This is a genomic window from Winogradskyella sp. A2 (genome assembly GCF_046762865.1).
In the GTDB taxonomy this organism is placed as follows: Bacteria; Bacteroidota; Bacteroidia; order Flavobacteriales; family Flavobacteriaceae; genus Winogradskyella.
On the sequence record NZ_JBKQXM010000002.1, the window covers coordinates 130610 to 148601 of the forward strand.

Here is a 17992-nt window from a genome sequence, read left to right on the forward strand (position 1 = left end):
ATTTACTTATCAGTTCTTAATAAACTTCTTTGTTATTATTTCATCACCGTCATTGACTTTAATGAAATATACACCTCCATCTAATTTAGATACATTTATTGAGCCATCAGATTTACCTTTAAGAACCGTCTTACCAACTATGTCGATAATAGAATAACCAAAGGTCTCAACTCCAGAAACTTCAACATTCATTATGTTTCCTTTAACTGGGTTAGGGTAAATTGAGATTTCAAACTCAGATAATTCTTCTGGTTCTCCATATCCAACAATTTCTAGTTTATCCTTGCTTCCTCTAGAACCACTAGAAATACCAGTAATCGTAACCTGATCTATAAATATTTGATCATTATTACCTGAGGCATCATTTTGGAATCTAAATCCGGAATTCACGGCAAAGTTATATTGAGCTGGTGTAATAGTGACTGTGGCATTGTAGAACGTATTGTTATTAATATCTACACCTCTAGTCCATGTTTGAACAGTACTCCAAGAAGAACCATCAAAGAAGCGTAACCAGAAATCCTCTCCATTTTCCATACTAAGTACATAGAAATAAAAATCAACTTCAACAGAATTAAAGGAAGTTACATCAATATTATTCAAAGTCATTGATGAAGCTACTCCAGAATTATCTCTAATTCTAATAGAATATTGCCCTTCATAAGACCTAGCAGCATCACTTCGTCTTGCACAATCTGAACCTCCGTCAATCCAGCTATCCCAGCCAGTTTCAAAATACCCTTCATTTAGGATAACATCTGTAGGAGTGCATGGTGCACAAGAACCTCCACAATCAACACCAGTTTCATCACCGTTTTGAATTCCATCACTACATGTTGGAGCAGCCGATACATTTACTGTACGAGTCACTTCGTTTGCAGCATTACCAGAGGCATCACTAACATTATAGGTAACAAGATATGTGCCAACGGTGTTAGTATCTACAACGTCACCACCAATAACAATGTTAGCTGTGATATCTCCATCAATATTATCAGTAGCTGTAGCGCCTAACTCGGTATAAGTATCTCCTTCTATCAATTCAATAACAGACGCTCCATTTAAGGTTATTACTGGTGGTGTTGCATCTGGATTTACAGTTACTGTTCTAGTTACTTGAGTTGCAGCATTGCCTGCAGCATCACTAACATTATAGGTTATGATATAAGTTCCTGCTGTATTTGTATCAACAGTATCACCACCAACAACTATATTTGCGGTAATATCACCATCAACATTATCTGTTGCTGTTGCACCTGGATCAGAGAATGAATCACCCAACTCTAAGCTTATGTTTGCGGAACCAATTAAGGTAATTACAGGAGCAGTAGTGTCCTGAATTACATTGACTGTTCTTACTACCTCAGTTGCAGCATTTCCAGCAGCATCACTGACATTATAGGTCACTAAATATGTCCCAGCTGTATTTCCATCAACAATGTCACCACCAATAACAATATTAGTTGTAATGTCTCCATCAACATTATCTGTTGCTGTAGCCCCTAATTCGGTATATGTATCTCCTAGATTTAAGTTAATTGTTGCAGATCCGTTTAAGGTAATTACTGGAGCTGTGGTATCTGGAAGTACATTTACAGTTCTTACCACCTCTATAGCTACATTCCCAGCAGCATCACTGACATTATAAGTGACTAAATAAGTGCCTGCAACAGATGTATTAACCACATCGCCACCAATAACTATGGAACTCGTAAGATTACCATCGACATTATCTGTTGCTGTGGCACCTTGTTCTGTATAAGTATCACCAACATTCAGATCCAAAGTAGACGGACCGTTAAGTGTGATCACAGGTGGTGTAACATCAGGACCTGAAGTTGTTATTGCAACATCGTCAATAGCTATATCAGCTTGCCAAGTACTACCTACAAATCTATTAAAACGCAATTGCACGCCACCACCTACATAGGCATCTAGGCTTACACTTTGACTATTCCACTGGTTCCCTTGATTACCTGATTGGCTCCAAATACTGGTCCATGATGCGCCTTCATCATCACTAATCTCTAAATCAATAGTTCCCATATCTGCGGCACCAAACATATGATATTGAAAATCAAAAGAGGCAGATGCTACTCCGTTAAGATCAATACACGGTGAAGTAATAATCGCTCTTTTATTTGGGTAGCCTGTTCCGTTTCCTGAAGCCTCAACGTAAATATAATCTGAGCCTTGAATTGCACTTGATGGACCAGTATTACTTGAAGGTGTAGAACCTGAAAAAACGGTCCAATCTAAGTCGTCTCCTGAATCTTGTGACCATAAGCCTATACTTCCTTCAAATCCTTCGTTATAAGGATATGTTGATATCCCTCCTGAACATCCATTTGATGGCTCATTGACATTGACTGTTCTTGTAACCTCAGTAGCCGCATTACCTGCAGCATCACTAACATTATAGGTAACTACATATGTCCCAAGTGTATTTGTGTCTACCGCATCACCTCCAACAACTACATTCGCAGAAATATCACCATCAACGTTGTCTGTTGCAGATGCTCCTAATTCTGTATAAGTACCACCAAGCGTGAGGTCTACTGGAGAGGCTCCGTTTAAAGTAATTACAGGAGGTGTAGTATCTGGTCCACTTCCTTCTATTATGATGGTATAGTCTTCAACTTCACCATAAGTGAATGAATCACAAGGTCCAACATTGGCGTTATAACTTAGTGTCACTCGCATTCTTGTAGAATTCTCTACAGCACTAGCGGGTACAGTAAAGTTACCACTTACAGGAGTAGCCTGTGTTGGTGCTTGGGTGAAAACTTGTTCGCCAGCATCAATAAAATCACCATCTCGGTTATAATCGATCCAAACCGAATAACCTTCATTATAAGTAGTACCAGTCCAAGTTGGTGTTATAGAAACTGTATATTGAGCTCCTTTTGTAAGTGTTGTTGAAACACTAGTAAAATCAGAATAGAACTGTCCTCCTGATGAATTATCAATTGTATTTAATTGAACTCTACTAATATACTCGTCGTTAACATTTGTACTTGCGGAATTACAATAATTCAATTGAACATCTGTAGTAGTAAAATTAACTAAACCACTATAGGCTGAAGTTGCTCCACCAGTACATGTGCTTCGTACTTGTGCTTCATATTGTGTCAATGCAGTCAGACCTGATAAGGAAGAAGAGATTCCTGTAACTGATTCAGTAGTCCAAGTTGATGTCCCTACTTCTCTATATCGTAGGTCATAACTTGCACCAGGCACTGCATCCCAGCTTAAAGTAGCGGTAGTTGTTGCTACATTAGAGGCTGCCAAACCTGTAGGAACCGTTGCATTACATACAACTGGTGCACCAATTGTGAAATTTGTATTAGAAATATCAAAAAAGATGTTATTAGCACCTTTAACCATGACTCTATTTTGATTCCCTTGATTATTGGGAACAACGATGTCATGTGATCCATCATTTGCAACTCCCGTCGCCAAAGCTATTGGGTAGGTGTCTCCACCATCAGTTGATAAAAATATATCAACATTTGCCGCATTTACTCCATTCCCTGTTGTACCTGCAACATTCCAAGTAACAGTTCTTGTCGTGCCTGCATCCCAAGTTACATTGGTATTAGGTGAGTTAAGTACAAAAGGACCAGCATTGGCAGTTACTGAAACCACCATATCGTCGCTATTATTTGTTCCTCCTCCTGCTTGATTATCTCTAACCGTAAGCCTGAAAGTAAGATTTCTTGATACATTAGGTACGGCTTCCCATTGCCAAGATGTTGCACCTGTTTTTACAGTCGATAATCTCGGGAAATATCTTTTTGTATCCGTAGTTGGAGTAAAAGATCTAAAAGCCGTTCCTGATGTATTATTCACACTAGGATTTGTAGTTGCTGGTGAGCCAACATCAAACTGTTCCCAACAGTAAGTTAATACATCACCTGTATCTGCATCTGTAGCCGTTCCATCTAAAACAAAGGGTGTTCCTCTAGGGATAGTATGGTTAGAACCAGCGTTTACAACTGGAACAGCATTCCCTGTATTTGTATTTGTTTGACAAGAGGTAGTTTTAATATAATCTGTTATTTGTTGTACCGAAGCCGCATGGAAATAAGGATCGCTATTTGATTGTACATCAGTAGCGCCCGTAATTCCAGCATAACCCATTATAGTTGATCCACTGCCTGGTTCCATTTGAGCACCTGTGCCTTCGTTACTAAAAGTAAATGTGTGATTCCCACCAAATTGATGTCCCATCTCATGTGCTACATAATCAACATCGAATGGGTCACCCTCCGGAGTGGTCAATGAAGTCCATCCACTTCCTTTTTGTCCATTCACACAAACACAGCCTATACAACCAGCATTACCATTATTTTGAAGATTTGCAAATAAGTGACCAATGTCGTAGTTGGCTTCTCCTATAACACTCGTTAAAGTATTCTGCAATTGTGTATTATATCCACTTGTTGTATTTCCATAAGGATCACTTGTGGTACTCGTATAAATAACATCATCGGTATTAGCAATTAATACCATGGTAACATTAAAGTCTGTTTCATATATACCGTTAACACGTGTCATAGTGGTGTTAATAGCCGCAAGTGCTTGTGCCTTTGTTCCGCCATGATATTGCGTATATTCTCCTGTGGCAGATACGACTAATCTATAGGTTCTTAATATAGAGTCGTCTGCATTTTTCATAATTGCCCCAGAACTCATAGTAGTATTTAAACGCTCCGTAACTTGGCATTCGAAATCATTGTTAAAATCAGTTCTATTTCGTCTGTTAAAGACAATATAATTACTTGAATTTCTACTTACAGGCTCAATAAATGTGCTTGGTCCATTACCTGATAAAATCATTCCGTTAAATCCTTCAGGAGTAAGACTAAATCTTATTCTTGATGATGCATCATCAATGCCTTGACCTACATAAGATCTTATATTAGGGTATCTTGCTTGTAAATCTGGATGCATAACAGAAGCTTCCATAATAGCAAAGCGTTCTAATTTACCTTCAGAATTAGGAAAAGACAAGACAAGGTTAGATCCATTTCGCGAAAAATCCCTTTGTGGCGCATTCGCTAATACTTGCTTTAGGGCTTGCGTATTTAGACTAAATGTTTGATAGGCTTTTAAAGATTGATGACTTGATTTTGTAATGGTGCTCGAGCTAATATTTTGTTCTTGCCAAAACTTATTTGACTGAGCCCAAACGAGAGAAGTACTCATCGCAAAAATGAGTAAAAGTAATTTTACTTTCATAATGGTTAGGGTTTATAAATTTATTAATAGCATTTTGACTGAAATTAGGGATTTTTTTCAATCGCTCGACATAATCAATTTTTTTTTATAACCATTATATTAGAATTACGGAAAAACCGTAACGGTTTGTCAGTTTTTCCTTTCTTTAGTTAAAAAAAGGTCCAAAAATTAATTTGGACCTTCTCTAATTATTGATTTTGAACAACTATTTGATAATCAATTTTTTAGTTATAGTTGTTACGTTATTTTGAAGTTTTACTAAATATACACCACTCATAAATCCAGTAGTTTTAACTCTATTAATCGAGTTGTTGGTTTCTAAGGTTTTGTTAAGTATTTCGCGCCCTTGTGTATCATACAAAGTAAGTGAAGCCTCTTGTTCTAATTGACCTTTAACTACGATTTCTTCAAGATTATTATCATTATATATTGAAATATGATCCAATGAAGCCTCATTTGTAGATAATACATTGGAATTAAATCTTAAATAGAATCTACCAATATCAGATAAATTAGAGTCTGCCGTAAATGTATATTCGGTATTATTTAATAAGGTAAATGTATTTTCTTGTGTATCCTCTAAAAATATATCAAAGGATGCATTAGATGATGTCATTCTAATTGTAGCTTGTTCTCCTTGACCAAGATTTAATCCTACAGGAATTATTGCGTTGTTGTTTACATCATTAAATGCAATTGACTGTACAGACATATCAGTACCTTGGTTATTATCCACTAACTCCGTATAAATTGAGAAGTTCGCAGGTGCTCCACCAAAATGCTCTGCATCGTATCCTATATCAAGACCTGTAGTTGCATTATCCGTAAAGTACAATTCTGTTTCAAATGTTTCGTTGCTCTTATCAATCTCAATAATTGAATGTGCAATATTTGGTGTACTATTTCGACCAGCAATAAAATCATCTGAATTTCCTGCAGTTCTCATTGTAGATTCAAATGTTATGTTAACATTAGATCCTGTTCTAGCAGATACAAAGAATCCTTGACCTGGTGCTATCAACGTACCTGGATTAGCATCTGAATATGCTAAATTCCAAATTGCCCAATTGCTTCCGTTAGAATCATCTGCATCATAACCATATACAGCTGCACTTAGAGGGTCTAACTCTGTTATGTTTGCTGTTAAAAAATCTGATAATCTAATATATGAAGTATAAGGGTTTCCTATTAAATTCCATTGTGTATATGTTGCTCCTGTTCTTTCAATAGGTACAACAAGATTGCTTGTTGTAACAGAACCAGTAAACTCAAATGTACTATCATCAGTAGATGCTGCTCTATAACCTTTACCTGCATCTAAACTTGCTGTTTCAGTATTGGAAAAAAGTTGATACTGATTTGAAGGTTTTTCAAAATCACCAAACAAGAATAATGTCTGTGTGCCATTTGCGAACACATTACTATTATTTGATAAGAAATCTACAAAAGATTCACCGCTTACGGGTGGTGCGATTAAATCGTTGTCACCTGCATTAGAATTAACATGGCGGTGATATTTTACATCTCCACTTACATTCCCTGTAACTAATAAACTTGAAAACTCATTTGAATCAGAATTTAAAACCAAATCTCCACTAGTTGAAACATCACCATTTACAGTTATAGCATTGGCTTTATTTAAGTTTAAGGTTGCGCCATTATTTACAGTTAAATCATTTACTTCAAAGTTAGAATTGGCATTAAACGTACCATCCAATATAAGCGCATTAACAGATCCTGTTGTACCATCTGGAGCACTTGGATACCATGTGCTGTTTGTAAATAACATACCATCATAAAGATAAATACTATAATCTTCTACTTCTCCATAATTAAAGTCTTCACATGGATCAGTTTGTAAAGTACCTGCCCCATTAATATACTTCATTATGACGCGCATAGTCGTATTTCCTGTAATTGCTCCTGAAGGAACTGTGAATGTATCTGAAATTGGAGTGTTTTGATTTGCTCCATCCTCTAATATCTTTTCAGAGGCTTCAAAAGCTCCATTTTTATTAAAATCAATCCATACTGAAACAGCTTCATTATAAACGTTGTTCCAGTATTTTGATACTGAAATACTATTACCAGTACTTCCAACTTGAATTGGATCAAAAATATTTGACCCTGTAAAATCAGAATATCCAGATGAAGTTCCGTTGCCCGAAGGAGAGGTATCATTTATAATCGAATTAACAGTAACTCCACCAATGTATTCATCAGCAATACTGCCTCCAATAGCTGTACAATAAATTAAATCTGTTGTTGTAAAGTTTACAGATGCACTATATGCAGAAGTTGCTGTAGTACATCTCGTTCTCACTTGTACTTCATAGTCCGTAGTAGGTGTTAAACCATTAATTGCGTAGCTTGGAGATGCCAAATCTGTAACTTCTGTCCATGTAGAAGATAGGGTTTCTTTATATCTAATGTCATACGTTGCTGAAGGTATATTATCCCAAGATACGTTAGCGCTTGAATCTGTAATACCGCTAACTGCTATGCTTGTTGGTATTGTTGTAACACATGGAATCTGAATACTAATTATTTTAAAATCATCAATATAAAATCCATCATTTGTGGTAGTGTAACTCTCATTAACATTGAGGGCATCGGTTCTAAAATTAAATCTAATCTTCACATTATTAGAACTAAGTAAAGATGCGTAATTACCGTCTATTGTAATTTCCTCCATTACCCAATTATCCATGCGGTCCCCATCATAAACTTCTCCGGAACTGTTCGCCTGGAAATTTGCATAAGAAGAACTTTTATTGTCATGGCTAGTTGTAGCGCTTGTTGCGTTTGGTTTTGTGTAATTCCCCTTTAAGGAAACCCAGTTAGTACCACCATCTGGTGATCCCAGAACCTCAACAAAATCATAATTACGCTCAATATCCCACTTAGTGTAAAATTGAATCACAACTTCAGAGGAATTTGAAAAATCATAACTGTTCTTGGTGGTTAATCGTTTTGTAACACTATTAGAATAAGTGCCTGTATATATTGCTGTAGTTGCAGAATATGCATCTGTTGTTGTCTCTGACCACCCATTTGTTTGATCCCACTCGTCAGCTAACGTTTCAGTATCCGAATCATGACTTAATAGAACTGAAGGTTGGTAATACTTTTCATAGTTTGCCTCGTAAATAATTCCATCGTCATTAGAAAACTTTACATTGTATTCAATCTTGTCATTTGGTTGAATCGCTGGGTCTAGATCCATTAAAGCAGTAACTTCAGTTTGATTTCTGAATGTATTCGCTGTTGGTGTGGTGTTTATATCTATTCCTGTAACTGTACCTGGAGAAGTGATATTTAATATGTTAGACGATATTGGTGTTACGGTCACATTAAAACCACTTTGTGTTTGCCCAATGCGCTCAATACCAAAATCTAAATCAACATTTGATGTTGTAGTAATATCACTTTGTGTTAAATCATGAAGTTTTGCGTATTTACCACCATAGTAAGCTGTTGCCAAAGAAATACGCATAGATCTTTTTGCAATTGGTACTATTGAAGATCTAGCAGGCCAAAACCCTTCGCCACCATGCTCTGGTGTAGTTGCAATAATTGCTTGATTTAAACCAGTTGAACCATTATTATCTGGTGCACCACCCATCATCCAATCGTCTGGCAATCCATTAGATTCATAAAATATGGTAGCTCCATAAAGATATCTGTTGTATCTGGTCATTTCTTCGTGCCATCTGTAATATTCATCTTCTCTATCGGTGTTAGCATTTGGATCTCCACCATAAGGATGAGGTACCGAATTTGCATAAGAGTGGTTCCAAACAGCTGATTTGAAATTTCTACTTTCTATGAAATCCACCATTATTTGAGTTTCAGGCTCAGATTCTGCAGAAGGTCCTCGATAAGTTCCACTAGTAGTGGTACCACTAGAACCAACATTATTAAGACCAAAATAATAGTCAAAGTTTCTATTTAAATCGACACCTCTATTTGGATCTATTGAACCACTAGATAACGGTCTTAAATTTTTACGTTGCATTCCTCCACCATTCGGGTTTGTGACTTGATTATATCTCAATCCATCTGGGTTTACAACAGGCACAAAATAAAGTTCATTATTATCCACCAGCTCTTTAATTCCTGGATCAGTGTTGTAGTTCTCTATGATATACCACATAAAATAGATGTTATTCATCAAAGCACTCAATTCTCTCGAGTGAATCATTGATGTATATAGTATTTGTGGTTTTGTCCCTTCTGTTGTTGTACTTTCGTTTCCAGTTATACGGACATAGTATATGGTTTGAGGATTCCATCTTGTTGATCCGGTTCCAGAATATGTTGAAGGTCCGTTAGTATGCTGGTTTACAAAATTGTTTGTAGGATTTCCCCATGTTTTCTGACCTGAAGAAGAGGCGTCTGATTTTACAGAAACTATATCTAAACCATTGGTCTGAGAATAACTACGCATAGCATCTAATTGAGACTCAACTTGACTAATTGTTAAACATCCTCCCATGGTAAGTGTATTGACATCAGGGAAGTTTTGAGGTTCTACAAAGTCAATTTCATCTTCACCTGTATATTGTATTATATTATTCTTGATAATACTTGAAACTGAAGATTTTGAAATAGAAGTCCGAGATTTTGTTTTTGGCTTGAAACTAGATTTACCTGAGATCATATCCTGTTCTGCCCTTTCGACATAAAACTCTGAAATGTCATCAATTTGCAATTCATAGGGTACATTTATAGTCCCTAATTTATTCAATTCAGTCTCTGAAACCTCTAATATTAAGGAAGCGCCATCATGTTTAACACCACAACTCAAATCAATTCCTTGAGCTCCAATTGAATTAATCAATTGCTGGCTAGGATTAGAAATTTTTATTCTAGAATACTTTTCTTGTGAATACGAATTCTGAAGCGCTAATAATAGCACCAACAGTAAGTAGGTAGTTTTTCTCATCAGTTTGGGGTAATAATGAAATTATTTGGTGGCTAATATATAATATTATTTGAATTTTTATCCATAAAATGCATATTTATTCGACGAAATGCAATGTAAGAATTTATTTATATGTATAATATCCTGTTATTTAACATTTTACCAAAAATTAAAAAATTTGATTTTTAGGCTTAATTCATTGTAAAATCAACAATTCACTTCACTATATTTACTTTAAGTTATGCCAAATTCACCTTTAATAGAAGTTTCTGATCTATCTATTTCTTTTTTTAATAAGAAAAAGGAAGTAAAAATTCTCAATAATTTAAGTTTTGAAATAAAAGCAAATTCTATTGTAGCAGTTGTTGGTGAATCTGGATCTGGGAAGTCAATTACTTCTCTTTCAATAATGGGTTTATTGCCTAAAGGGATTTCAAAAATTACTTCTGGTTCAATAAAATTTAATGGAACCGAACTAACGGATTTAAATGAAAAAGACTTTCAATCTTTTAGGGGAAATAAGATTGCCATGATTTTTCAGGAGCCAATGAGTTCCCTAAATCCTTCAATGCGATGTGGTAAACAGGTTGAAGAAATTTTAAAACGTCACACAGACTTAAGTTCTGTAAGTATTAAGGAAGAGGTCATTGCACTGTTTGATAAAGTTAAACTTCCAGAGCCATTTAGAATCTACAATTCATATCCACACCAAATTTCAGGTGGGCAAAAGCAACGTGTTATGATTGCCATGGCTATTGCGTGTAAGCCAAAACTCTTAATAGCAGATGAACCTACAACTGCATTAGATGTCACTGTTCAGAAAGATATTTTAGAGCTTCTAAAAACTATTCAGAAAGAAACTGAAATGAGCATTTTATTCATTTCTCATGATCTTTCTCTAGTATCCGAGTTTGCTGACGATGTCATAGTTATGTATAATGGTGAAATAGTCGAAAAAGGAAACACTGGATCAATCTTTATTTCGCCTAAACACAACTACACAAAAGCACTAATTGGCGCTAGACCGTCTACTGAGCTAAGGTTTAAGCAACTCCCTACTATTTCAGACTTTATGAATAATAGCATAAATGATGAAACAATTACTGATAATCAACGCAAAAAACAACATCTACAATTATATAAACAAGCACCACTATTAGAGATTATTAATCTGGAAAAAGAATTCTATTCAAAATCTGGCTGGCTTACTAAGCAAAACACATTTAAGGCTGTTAACAATGTCAGTTTTAAAGTTTATCCTGGTGAAACATTGGGACTGGTGGGCGAATCTGGTTGTGGCAAATCTACATTGGGAAATGCAATACTCCAATTGGACAAAGCAACATCTGGGACTATAAAGTATAATGGAAATGATATAACAAATTTGAATAGAAATGAATTAAGAGAACTTCGTAAGGAAATTCAAATCATATTCCAAGATCCTTTTGCTTCTCTTAACCCAAGAATGATGGTAGGTGATGCTATAAAAGAGCCTATGCAAGTTCACAATATTGGTAAAAATAACACAGATAGAAAAAAGAAAGTGTTAGATATTTTATATAAAGTTGGACTTGAAGAATCAGATTATTACAAATACCCACATGAATTTTCTGGAGGCCAACGTCAACGAATAGGAATTGCAAGAACAATCGCATTAGAACCCAAATTAATTGTTTGTGATGAATCCGTATCCGCATTGGATATTTCTGTGCAAGCACAGGTATTAAATCTACTGAATAACTTAAAGGAACAATTTAAATTTACCTATATATTCATTTCACACGACTTAGCTGTTGTAAAATATATGGCAGATCAACTATTAGTAATGAATGCTGGAGAAATTGAAGAAATAGGTGATGCAGATGTAATTTTTAAAACACCACAAAAAGATTACACTAAAAATTTAATAGAATCAATTCCTAAAGGGATTGTCAAATAATTACTTCGTAGAATAAAAAATTTCATGCTACTTCCTTTCGGTTATAGCATGAAAATTTTCTTAGTTAATTTTAAAACATTTGAGACTAACCTCATAGTGCTTTTAAAATTCGAAAACATAGTGTTTTCAATTAAAGTAGGTTCTGGTAGATTATTTTCTTCTTTCATAAGTCAAATTCATGATAGATTTGGGGCAAATCATAAATTAAGTTTATGGTAAACTTGGTTATTATTATTTGGGATTGCTAATATGAAACTTAATTTTAATAAATCAGTTTAAAAACATTATTAATCGATAAAATACACAATATTTTAACTTTTGACAATGGAGATGAAGATTTATCTTACATTTTATACATTACTGTATTCAATATTGCTAATTGGATTCTTGTAGTTCCTATAATTCCATTTCAGGTATTTCACCGTCCACAATTAATTTGCCTTCAGTAGCATTTTTTATCTCGTCTACAGTAACACCTGGCGCACGTTCTAATAGTTTAAATCCAACAGGTGATACCTCAATAACAGCCAAATTTGTCACGATTTTTTTTACGCAACCAACTCCTGTTAATGGTAAGGAACATCGTTTTAAAAGTTTTGATGCACCTGCTCTATTGGTGTGCATCATAGCAACAATAATATTTTCGGCACTTGCAACAAGATCCATTGCTCCACCCATGCCTTTAACCATTTTACCAGGTATTTTCCAATTGGCTATATCTCCATTTTCGGCAACTTCCATTGCTCCCAATATAGTTAGATCAACATGTTTACCTCTTATCATGGAAAAGCTCATGGCAGAATCAAAGAAACTTGCGCCAGGCAGCGTCGTAATGGTTTGTTTACCAGCATTTATAACATCTGGATCTTCTTCTCCTTCAAAAGGAAATGGACCCATACCTAATACCCCATTTTCACTTTGAAACTCAACCTCAATATCATCTCTAACAAAATTGGCAACTAATGTTGGTATACCAATGCCTAAATTAACATAGTAGCCGTTTTTAACCTCCTTAGCAATACGCTTAGCTATACCGTTTTTATCTAACATATTAATGACGTTGTCTTACTGTTCGTTGTTCTATGCGTTTCTCATAATGTGCTCCTTGAAATATTCTTTGAATAAAAATTCCAGGAATATGTATTTGGTTTGGGTCTAGTTCACCTGCTGGCACTAATTCTTCAACCTCAGCTACAGTAATATTTGCGGCACCACATATATTGGGATTAAAATTTCTCGCTGTACCTTTAAATATTAAGTTTCCTGCTGTATCACCCTTCCATGCTTTAACAAAGCCATAGTCTGCTTTAAAGGCATATTCTAAAACATGCATTTTTCCATCAAACTCTCGTACTTCTTTACCTTCAGCAACCTCAGTACCATATCCTGCTGGTGTATAAAATGCAGGAAATCCGGCTTGGGCAGCTCTGCATCTTTCTGCTAATGTGCCTTGGGGAATTAACTCAACCTCCAATTCACCAGAAAGCATTTGACGTTCAAACTCGTCATTTTCACCTACATAAGAGGATATCATTTTTTTAATCTGCTTTTGTTGAAGAAGTAGTCCTAAGCCAAAATCATCAACCCCAGCATTGTTAGAAACACATGTTAAACCTTTTACATTGAGTTTAACCAATTCAGCTATTGAATTTTCTGGTATTCCAGAAAGTCCAAATCCTCCAAACATAAAGGTCATATTGTCAGAAACTCCTTTTAAAGCTACAGTAATATCAACTACTTTTTTGTTAATCATGAAACACTATTTAGTTACATGAAAATTACAAAACTATGGTCTATTTTCACAGAAAAACTATGCTAAAAAATATTGAAAAGAGAATCTGAATTTTTAAAAATCTGAGAAGTCTTCAATGTCATCCATATTATCAGTTTCATCTGGCTCCTCATCTTTGGACACCACAGAACAATCTATATTGATTGATAAGTCTGAAGGTTCTTCAAATTCATCTTTCGAGACGTTTAAAGTTTCATCTTCATAACAAGCTTTCATATACAAACCCCAAATTGGTAGGGCCATAGACGCTCCTTGACCGTAAGTAATTGTTTCAAAATGTGCAGCTCTATCCTCTGCACCTACCCATACTCCAGTCACCAAATTAGGCACCATACCCATAAACCACCCATCACTGTGGTTTTGTGTCGTACCTGTTTTACCCGCAATTGGGTTATCGAATTCATATGGGTATCCCGTAATAATTTCCTTGTACTCTGGTTGATTAACGGCCCAATTATGTCTTAATCTTGTACCAGAACCTCCTTGGGTTACACCTTCCATTAAATTTACGGTAACATATGCTACTTCTTCACTTAAAACATCCTTACTCTCCGGTGTAAATTGATAAAGTACTGTACCATTTTTATCTTCAATCCTTGTCACCATTACTGGTTTATTATAAACCCCTTTGTTAGCAAATGTAGAATAGGCTGCTACCATTTCATAAACACTTATATCTGGTGTTCCTAATGCTATTGCGGGTACTGGTAATATGTCTTGTTCTATACCAAGTTTCTTAGCCATCTCAACAACAGGTTGAGGTCCGATTTCATTCATTAGTCTGGCTGTAACTGTATTTGTAGAAGTAGCGAGAGCATCTTTTAATGTTTGAACACCTGAATAATTTGCGTTGTCATTTTCAACCGTCCATGGTTCTGGGTTTCCATACTTCTCTGCTTCGATAGTAATTGGTGATCTAGGAAAAGAATCGCAAGGGGAAATCTGTAATTGGTCTATAGCTGTAGCATATACAAATGGTTTAAATGTAGAACCAACTTGTCGCTTTCCTTGCTTAACCATATCGTATTTAAAATGTCTATAATCCATACCTCCTACCCATGCTTTAACATGGCCAGTTTCTGGATCCATTGACATCATACCTGGTCTTAAAAATGACTTATAGTAACGCATTGAGTCGATAGGCTTCATAACCGTGTCTACCTCACCTGCCTTTCCGTCAATCCATTTAAAAACTGTCATTTCTAGTGGTTCGTAAAAAGAAGCCTCGATTTCTTTGTCGGATTTACCTTGAGCCTTTAATATTCTCCATCGTTCCCCACGACGCATTCCATCTCTCAGCAGCTTGTCAATTTCTGATTTTTCCAAATCTAAAAATGGTGCTGTTGGATTTCTTTTTGGTGAATTTTGATGATCAAATTCTGCTTGAAGTCTTGGCATATGCAATTCAACTGCCTTTTCTGCATAAGCTTGCATTCGTGAGTCTATTGTGGTAAATACCTTAAGACCATCACTATATAAATCGTATTTACTACCGTCTGGTTTTCTATTCTTTTTATCATTTGCCCAATCTTTCATGAATGCTCTAAGATATTCCCTAAAATACGTAGCAATACCTTCCCTATGTGATTCTGGAGAGTAATTTAAATCAAGATCTGTAGCCTGAAGCGAATCCTTCACCTCTTCAGTAATGAACTCGTACTTATAAAGTTGAGCCAACACAACATTTCTTCTGTTTTTAACTCCTACTGGATTTCTCCTTGGGTTATACAATGAAGAGTTTTTAAACATACCCACTAACATTGCCGACTCTTTCAAATCAAGATCTTGTGGTTCTTTGCCAAAATAAATTCTCGAAGCTGATCGTATCCCATCACCATTATTCCCAAAGTCATATATATTAAAATACTGGGCTATAATTTCTTCTTTAGTGTATTGTCGCTCTAATCTAATTGCAATTATCCATTCCCTTACCTTTTGCAGTGCACGTTCCAATCTATTTTTTGAAACTTGATCCGTAAATAATTGCTTTGCTAATTGCTGTGATATTGTACTTGCGCCTCCACCTGTACCAGCTTTAAAAACCGCTCTCAATGTACCTCTACCATCAATGCCTGAATGGTCATAAAATCTAACATCTTCTGTAGCAATCAATGCATCTACTAGATGCTTAGGTAAATTTTCATACCCTACTGGTGTTCTATTGTCATTGAAATAAAATTTCCCTAAAGTTTTAACATCAGAAGAAATAATTTCAGTGGCTAAATTGGTTTCAGGGTTTTCTAGTCTCGTATGGTCTGGCATTTCACCCAATAATCCCCAAGAAGCAAATAGAAATAAAAGAATAAATGCTAAAATTCCTCCTGTAAACAAAATCCAAAACCAGCGTGTATATTTTGAATAATCTAATACACCTTTATCTTTTTGTGTTGTTTTCTTTTTTGCCATAATTGTAAACTTAATTTAAAGCAGATTCTATACGAAAACCAATATCTGTTATACCTTCTAAATTAACTATACCATTGACATTTCCGCTTTGCCTCATGGCATGCTGTATATTTACTTGATAATCTCCCTCTTCAGTGAATTTAAATGATGAATCGTAACCTTTGTACCAAAGTTTATTCTCTTTAATATCAGTGAAACCTGTACCTAACAATTCTCCATTTGGTTTTGCCATTTTATATTCTAACGTGTCTTTTATAGTTCTACCGTTAGGGTAATTTAATTCAACTATTAAGAACAAATTACTGTATTTATAATCATTTGTGTTTCTAACATTAACATATAAATTGTATGTGTTAGTTGTATCTGGCGCTTGTATCTTAAAACTTGCTAGGGAATCTTTGTGCCATTGATTTGGCAATGATTTATAAACATCATAAACTGCATTAGAATCGCATCCTACAAATAAAAAACAAACTATAACTAATAAAGCGCTAAGAGTTCTTTTTTGCATTTGTTTTTTGATTTCTATTTCGGTTTCGATTTCTTTTCTTCCTATTGTTTTTACGTTTTCTATTGGATTTTGGACTATCGAAACGTGTTAAACTGTCTTGACCAACAACGTTTTCAAACTCGTTTTTAGTATCCTGGATATGGTCTGCAGCGTATTCTTCCAGACTTGCAACTTTCTCTCTTTTCTTATTTTTCTCTATTATTTCATTGGCTTGATCTGTAGTAATTACGTGCCAATTCATCCATTCTCCCTCATAAGCATACCACATTAACCCTTTGAAAATATCTGTCTTTTGGCAAACTGCAGTACCTTTTTCTGTGTATAGTTTTGTATCATTTTTAGGAAATGCTTTAAGCGCATCTAAATAAGCATCTAATTCATAGTTAAGACAGCATTTTAGCTTACCACATTGACCTGCTAACTTTAATGGGTTCAAAGACAATTGCTGGTATCTAGCGGCTGATGTGCTCACGGATCTAAAATCCGTTAACCATGTCGAGCAGCACAATTCTCGCCCACAAGAGCCAATACCACCGAGCCTTGCAGCCTCTTGCCTAAAACCAACTTGGCGCATTTCTATACGCGTTCTAAACTCACGTGCAAAGACTTTTATCAATTCTCTAAAATCTACCCGTTCCTCTGCAGTGTAAAAAAATGTGGCTTTACTTCCGTCACCTTGATACTCAATATCAGAAATTTTCATTTTAAGATTAAGGTCAATGGCAAATTGACGAGCCTTTACTTTCATTGGCTCTTCCTTGTCCCTCGAAGCTGACCATACATCTATGTCCTTTTGAGTAGCCTTACGGTAAATCTTTAGAACATTTTCTTCATCATCAATATCTACTTTTTTACGCTTCAATTGCACTCTAACTAATTCACCTGTTAGAGTTACCATACCTACATCGTGACCTGATTTAGCCTGAGTGGCGACAATATCACCAATGCTTAATGTAAGATTTTCAGTGTTTTTAAAATATTGCTTTCTGCCATTTTTAAAACGTACTTCTACACCTTTAAAAGGTTCTTGTCCGTTAGGCAATGACATATTAGACAACCAATCAAAAACAGTGAGTTTATTACAGCTATCTGTACCGCAAGTTCCGTTGTTTCTGCATCCTTTTGGTTGACCGTCTTTACCAGTTGAGCAACTGTTACAAGCCATAAAAAATA

Annotated in this window: 8 protein-coding genes; 1 reads left to right on the plus strand and 7 read right to left on the minus strand. The window is 35.4% G+C overall.

The window, feature by feature from the left end; translation table 11 throughout:
* Positions 1–9: 9 nt before the first annotated feature.
* Complete coding sequence (locus ACFWV9_RS03750; protein WP_411893900.1) at positions 10–5244, minus strand: immunoglobulin-like domain-containing protein; 5235 nt, start codon at positions 5242–5244, stop codon at positions 10–12.
* A gap of 205 nt (positions 5245–5449) precedes the next feature.
* Complete coding sequence (locus ACFWV9_RS03755) at positions 5450–10192, minus strand: M14 family zinc carboxypeptidase (protein WP_411893901.1); 4743 nt, start codon at positions 10190–10192, stop codon at positions 5450–5452.
* 220 nt (positions 10193–10412) lie between these two features.
* Here ACFWV9_RS03755 and ACFWV9_RS03760 point away from each other — a divergent pair, with 220 nt between their 5' ends.
* Entirely contained in the window at positions 10413–12110 is a 1698-nt protein-coding gene (locus ACFWV9_RS03760) for an ABC transporter ATP-binding protein (protein WP_411893902.1), read from the plus strand.
* A 396-nt stretch (positions 12111–12506) separates the two neighbouring features.
* Here ACFWV9_RS03760 and ACFWV9_RS03765 read toward each other — a convergent pair whose 3' ends face one another.
* The 5 genes from ACFWV9_RS03765 to ACFWV9_RS03785 form a co-directional block, all read right to left on the minus strand.
* On the minus strand, positions 12507–13160 hold the full coding sequence (locus tag ACFWV9_RS03765; RefSeq protein ID WP_411893903.1) for a 3-oxoacid CoA-transferase subunit B: 654 nt from the start codon (positions 13158–13160) through the stop codon (positions 12507–12509).
* A gap of 1 nt (position 13161) precedes the next feature.
* The gene (locus tag ACFWV9_RS03770) at positions 13162–13863 is read right to left on the minus strand and encodes a CoA transferase subunit A (RefSeq protein WP_411893904.1); all 702 of its coding nucleotides are present in this window, start codon (positions 13861–13863) and stop codon (positions 13162–13164) included.
* 93 nt (positions 13864–13956) lie between these two features.
* Positions 13957–16308 (minus strand): penicillin-binding protein 1A, encoded by a 2352-nt coding sequence (locus ACFWV9_RS03775; protein WP_411893905.1) that lies wholly within the window; start codon positions 16306–16308, stop codon positions 13957–13959.
* Between the two features lie 10 nt (positions 16309–16318).
* Positions 16319–16819 carry a gliding motility lipoprotein GldH gene (locus tag ACFWV9_RS03780; RefSeq protein ID WP_411893906.1) on the minus strand — a complete coding sequence of 167 codons (501 nt, stop codon included), beginning with the start codon at positions 16817–16819 and terminating at the stop codon, positions 16319–16321.
* On the minus strand, positions 16800–17984 hold the full coding sequence (locus ACFWV9_RS03785; RefSeq protein WP_411893907.1) for a stage 0 sporulation family protein: 1185 nt from the start codon (positions 17982–17984) through the stop codon (positions 16800–16802). Before ACFWV9_RS03785 ends, ACFWV9_RS03780 begins: the two co-directional genes overlap by 20 nt.
* Positions 17985–17992: the final 8 nt, after the last annotated feature.

What these genes read in the sequence shown, in the direction of transcription:
- ACFWV9_RS03750 (WP_411893900.1), bottom strand. Translation starts at nt 5,244, where the DNA reads ATGAAAGTAAAATTACTTTTACTCATTTTTGCGATGAGTACTTCTCTC.
- ACFWV9_RS03755 (WP_411893901.1), bottom strand. Translation starts at nt 10,192, where the DNA reads ATGAGAAAAACTACCTACTTACTGTTGGTGCTATTATTAGCGCTTCAG.
- ACFWV9_RS03760 (WP_411893902.1), top strand. Translation starts at nt 10,413, where the DNA reads ATGCCAAATTCACCTTTAATAGAAGTTTCTGATCTATCTATTTCTTTT.
- ACFWV9_RS03765 (WP_411893903.1), bottom strand. Translation starts at nt 13,160, where the DNA reads ATGTTAGATAAAAACGGTATAGCTAAGCGTATTGCTAAGGAGGTTAAA.
- ACFWV9_RS03770 (WP_411893904.1), bottom strand. Translation starts at nt 13,863, where the DNA reads ATGATTAACAAAAAAGTAGTTGATATTACTGTAGCTTTAAAAGGAGTT.
- ACFWV9_RS03775 (WP_411893905.1), bottom strand. Translation starts at nt 16,308, where the DNA reads ATGGCAAAAAAGAAAACAACACAAAAAGATAAAGGTGTATTAGATTAT.
- ACFWV9_RS03780 (WP_411893906.1), bottom strand. Translation starts at nt 16,819, where the DNA reads ATGCAAAAAAGAACTCTTAGCGCTTTATTAGTTATAGTTTGTTTTTTA.
- ACFWV9_RS03785 (WP_411893907.1), bottom strand. Translation starts at nt 17,984, where the DNA reads ATGGCTTGTAACAGTTGCTCAACTGGTAAAGACGGTCAACCAAAAGGA.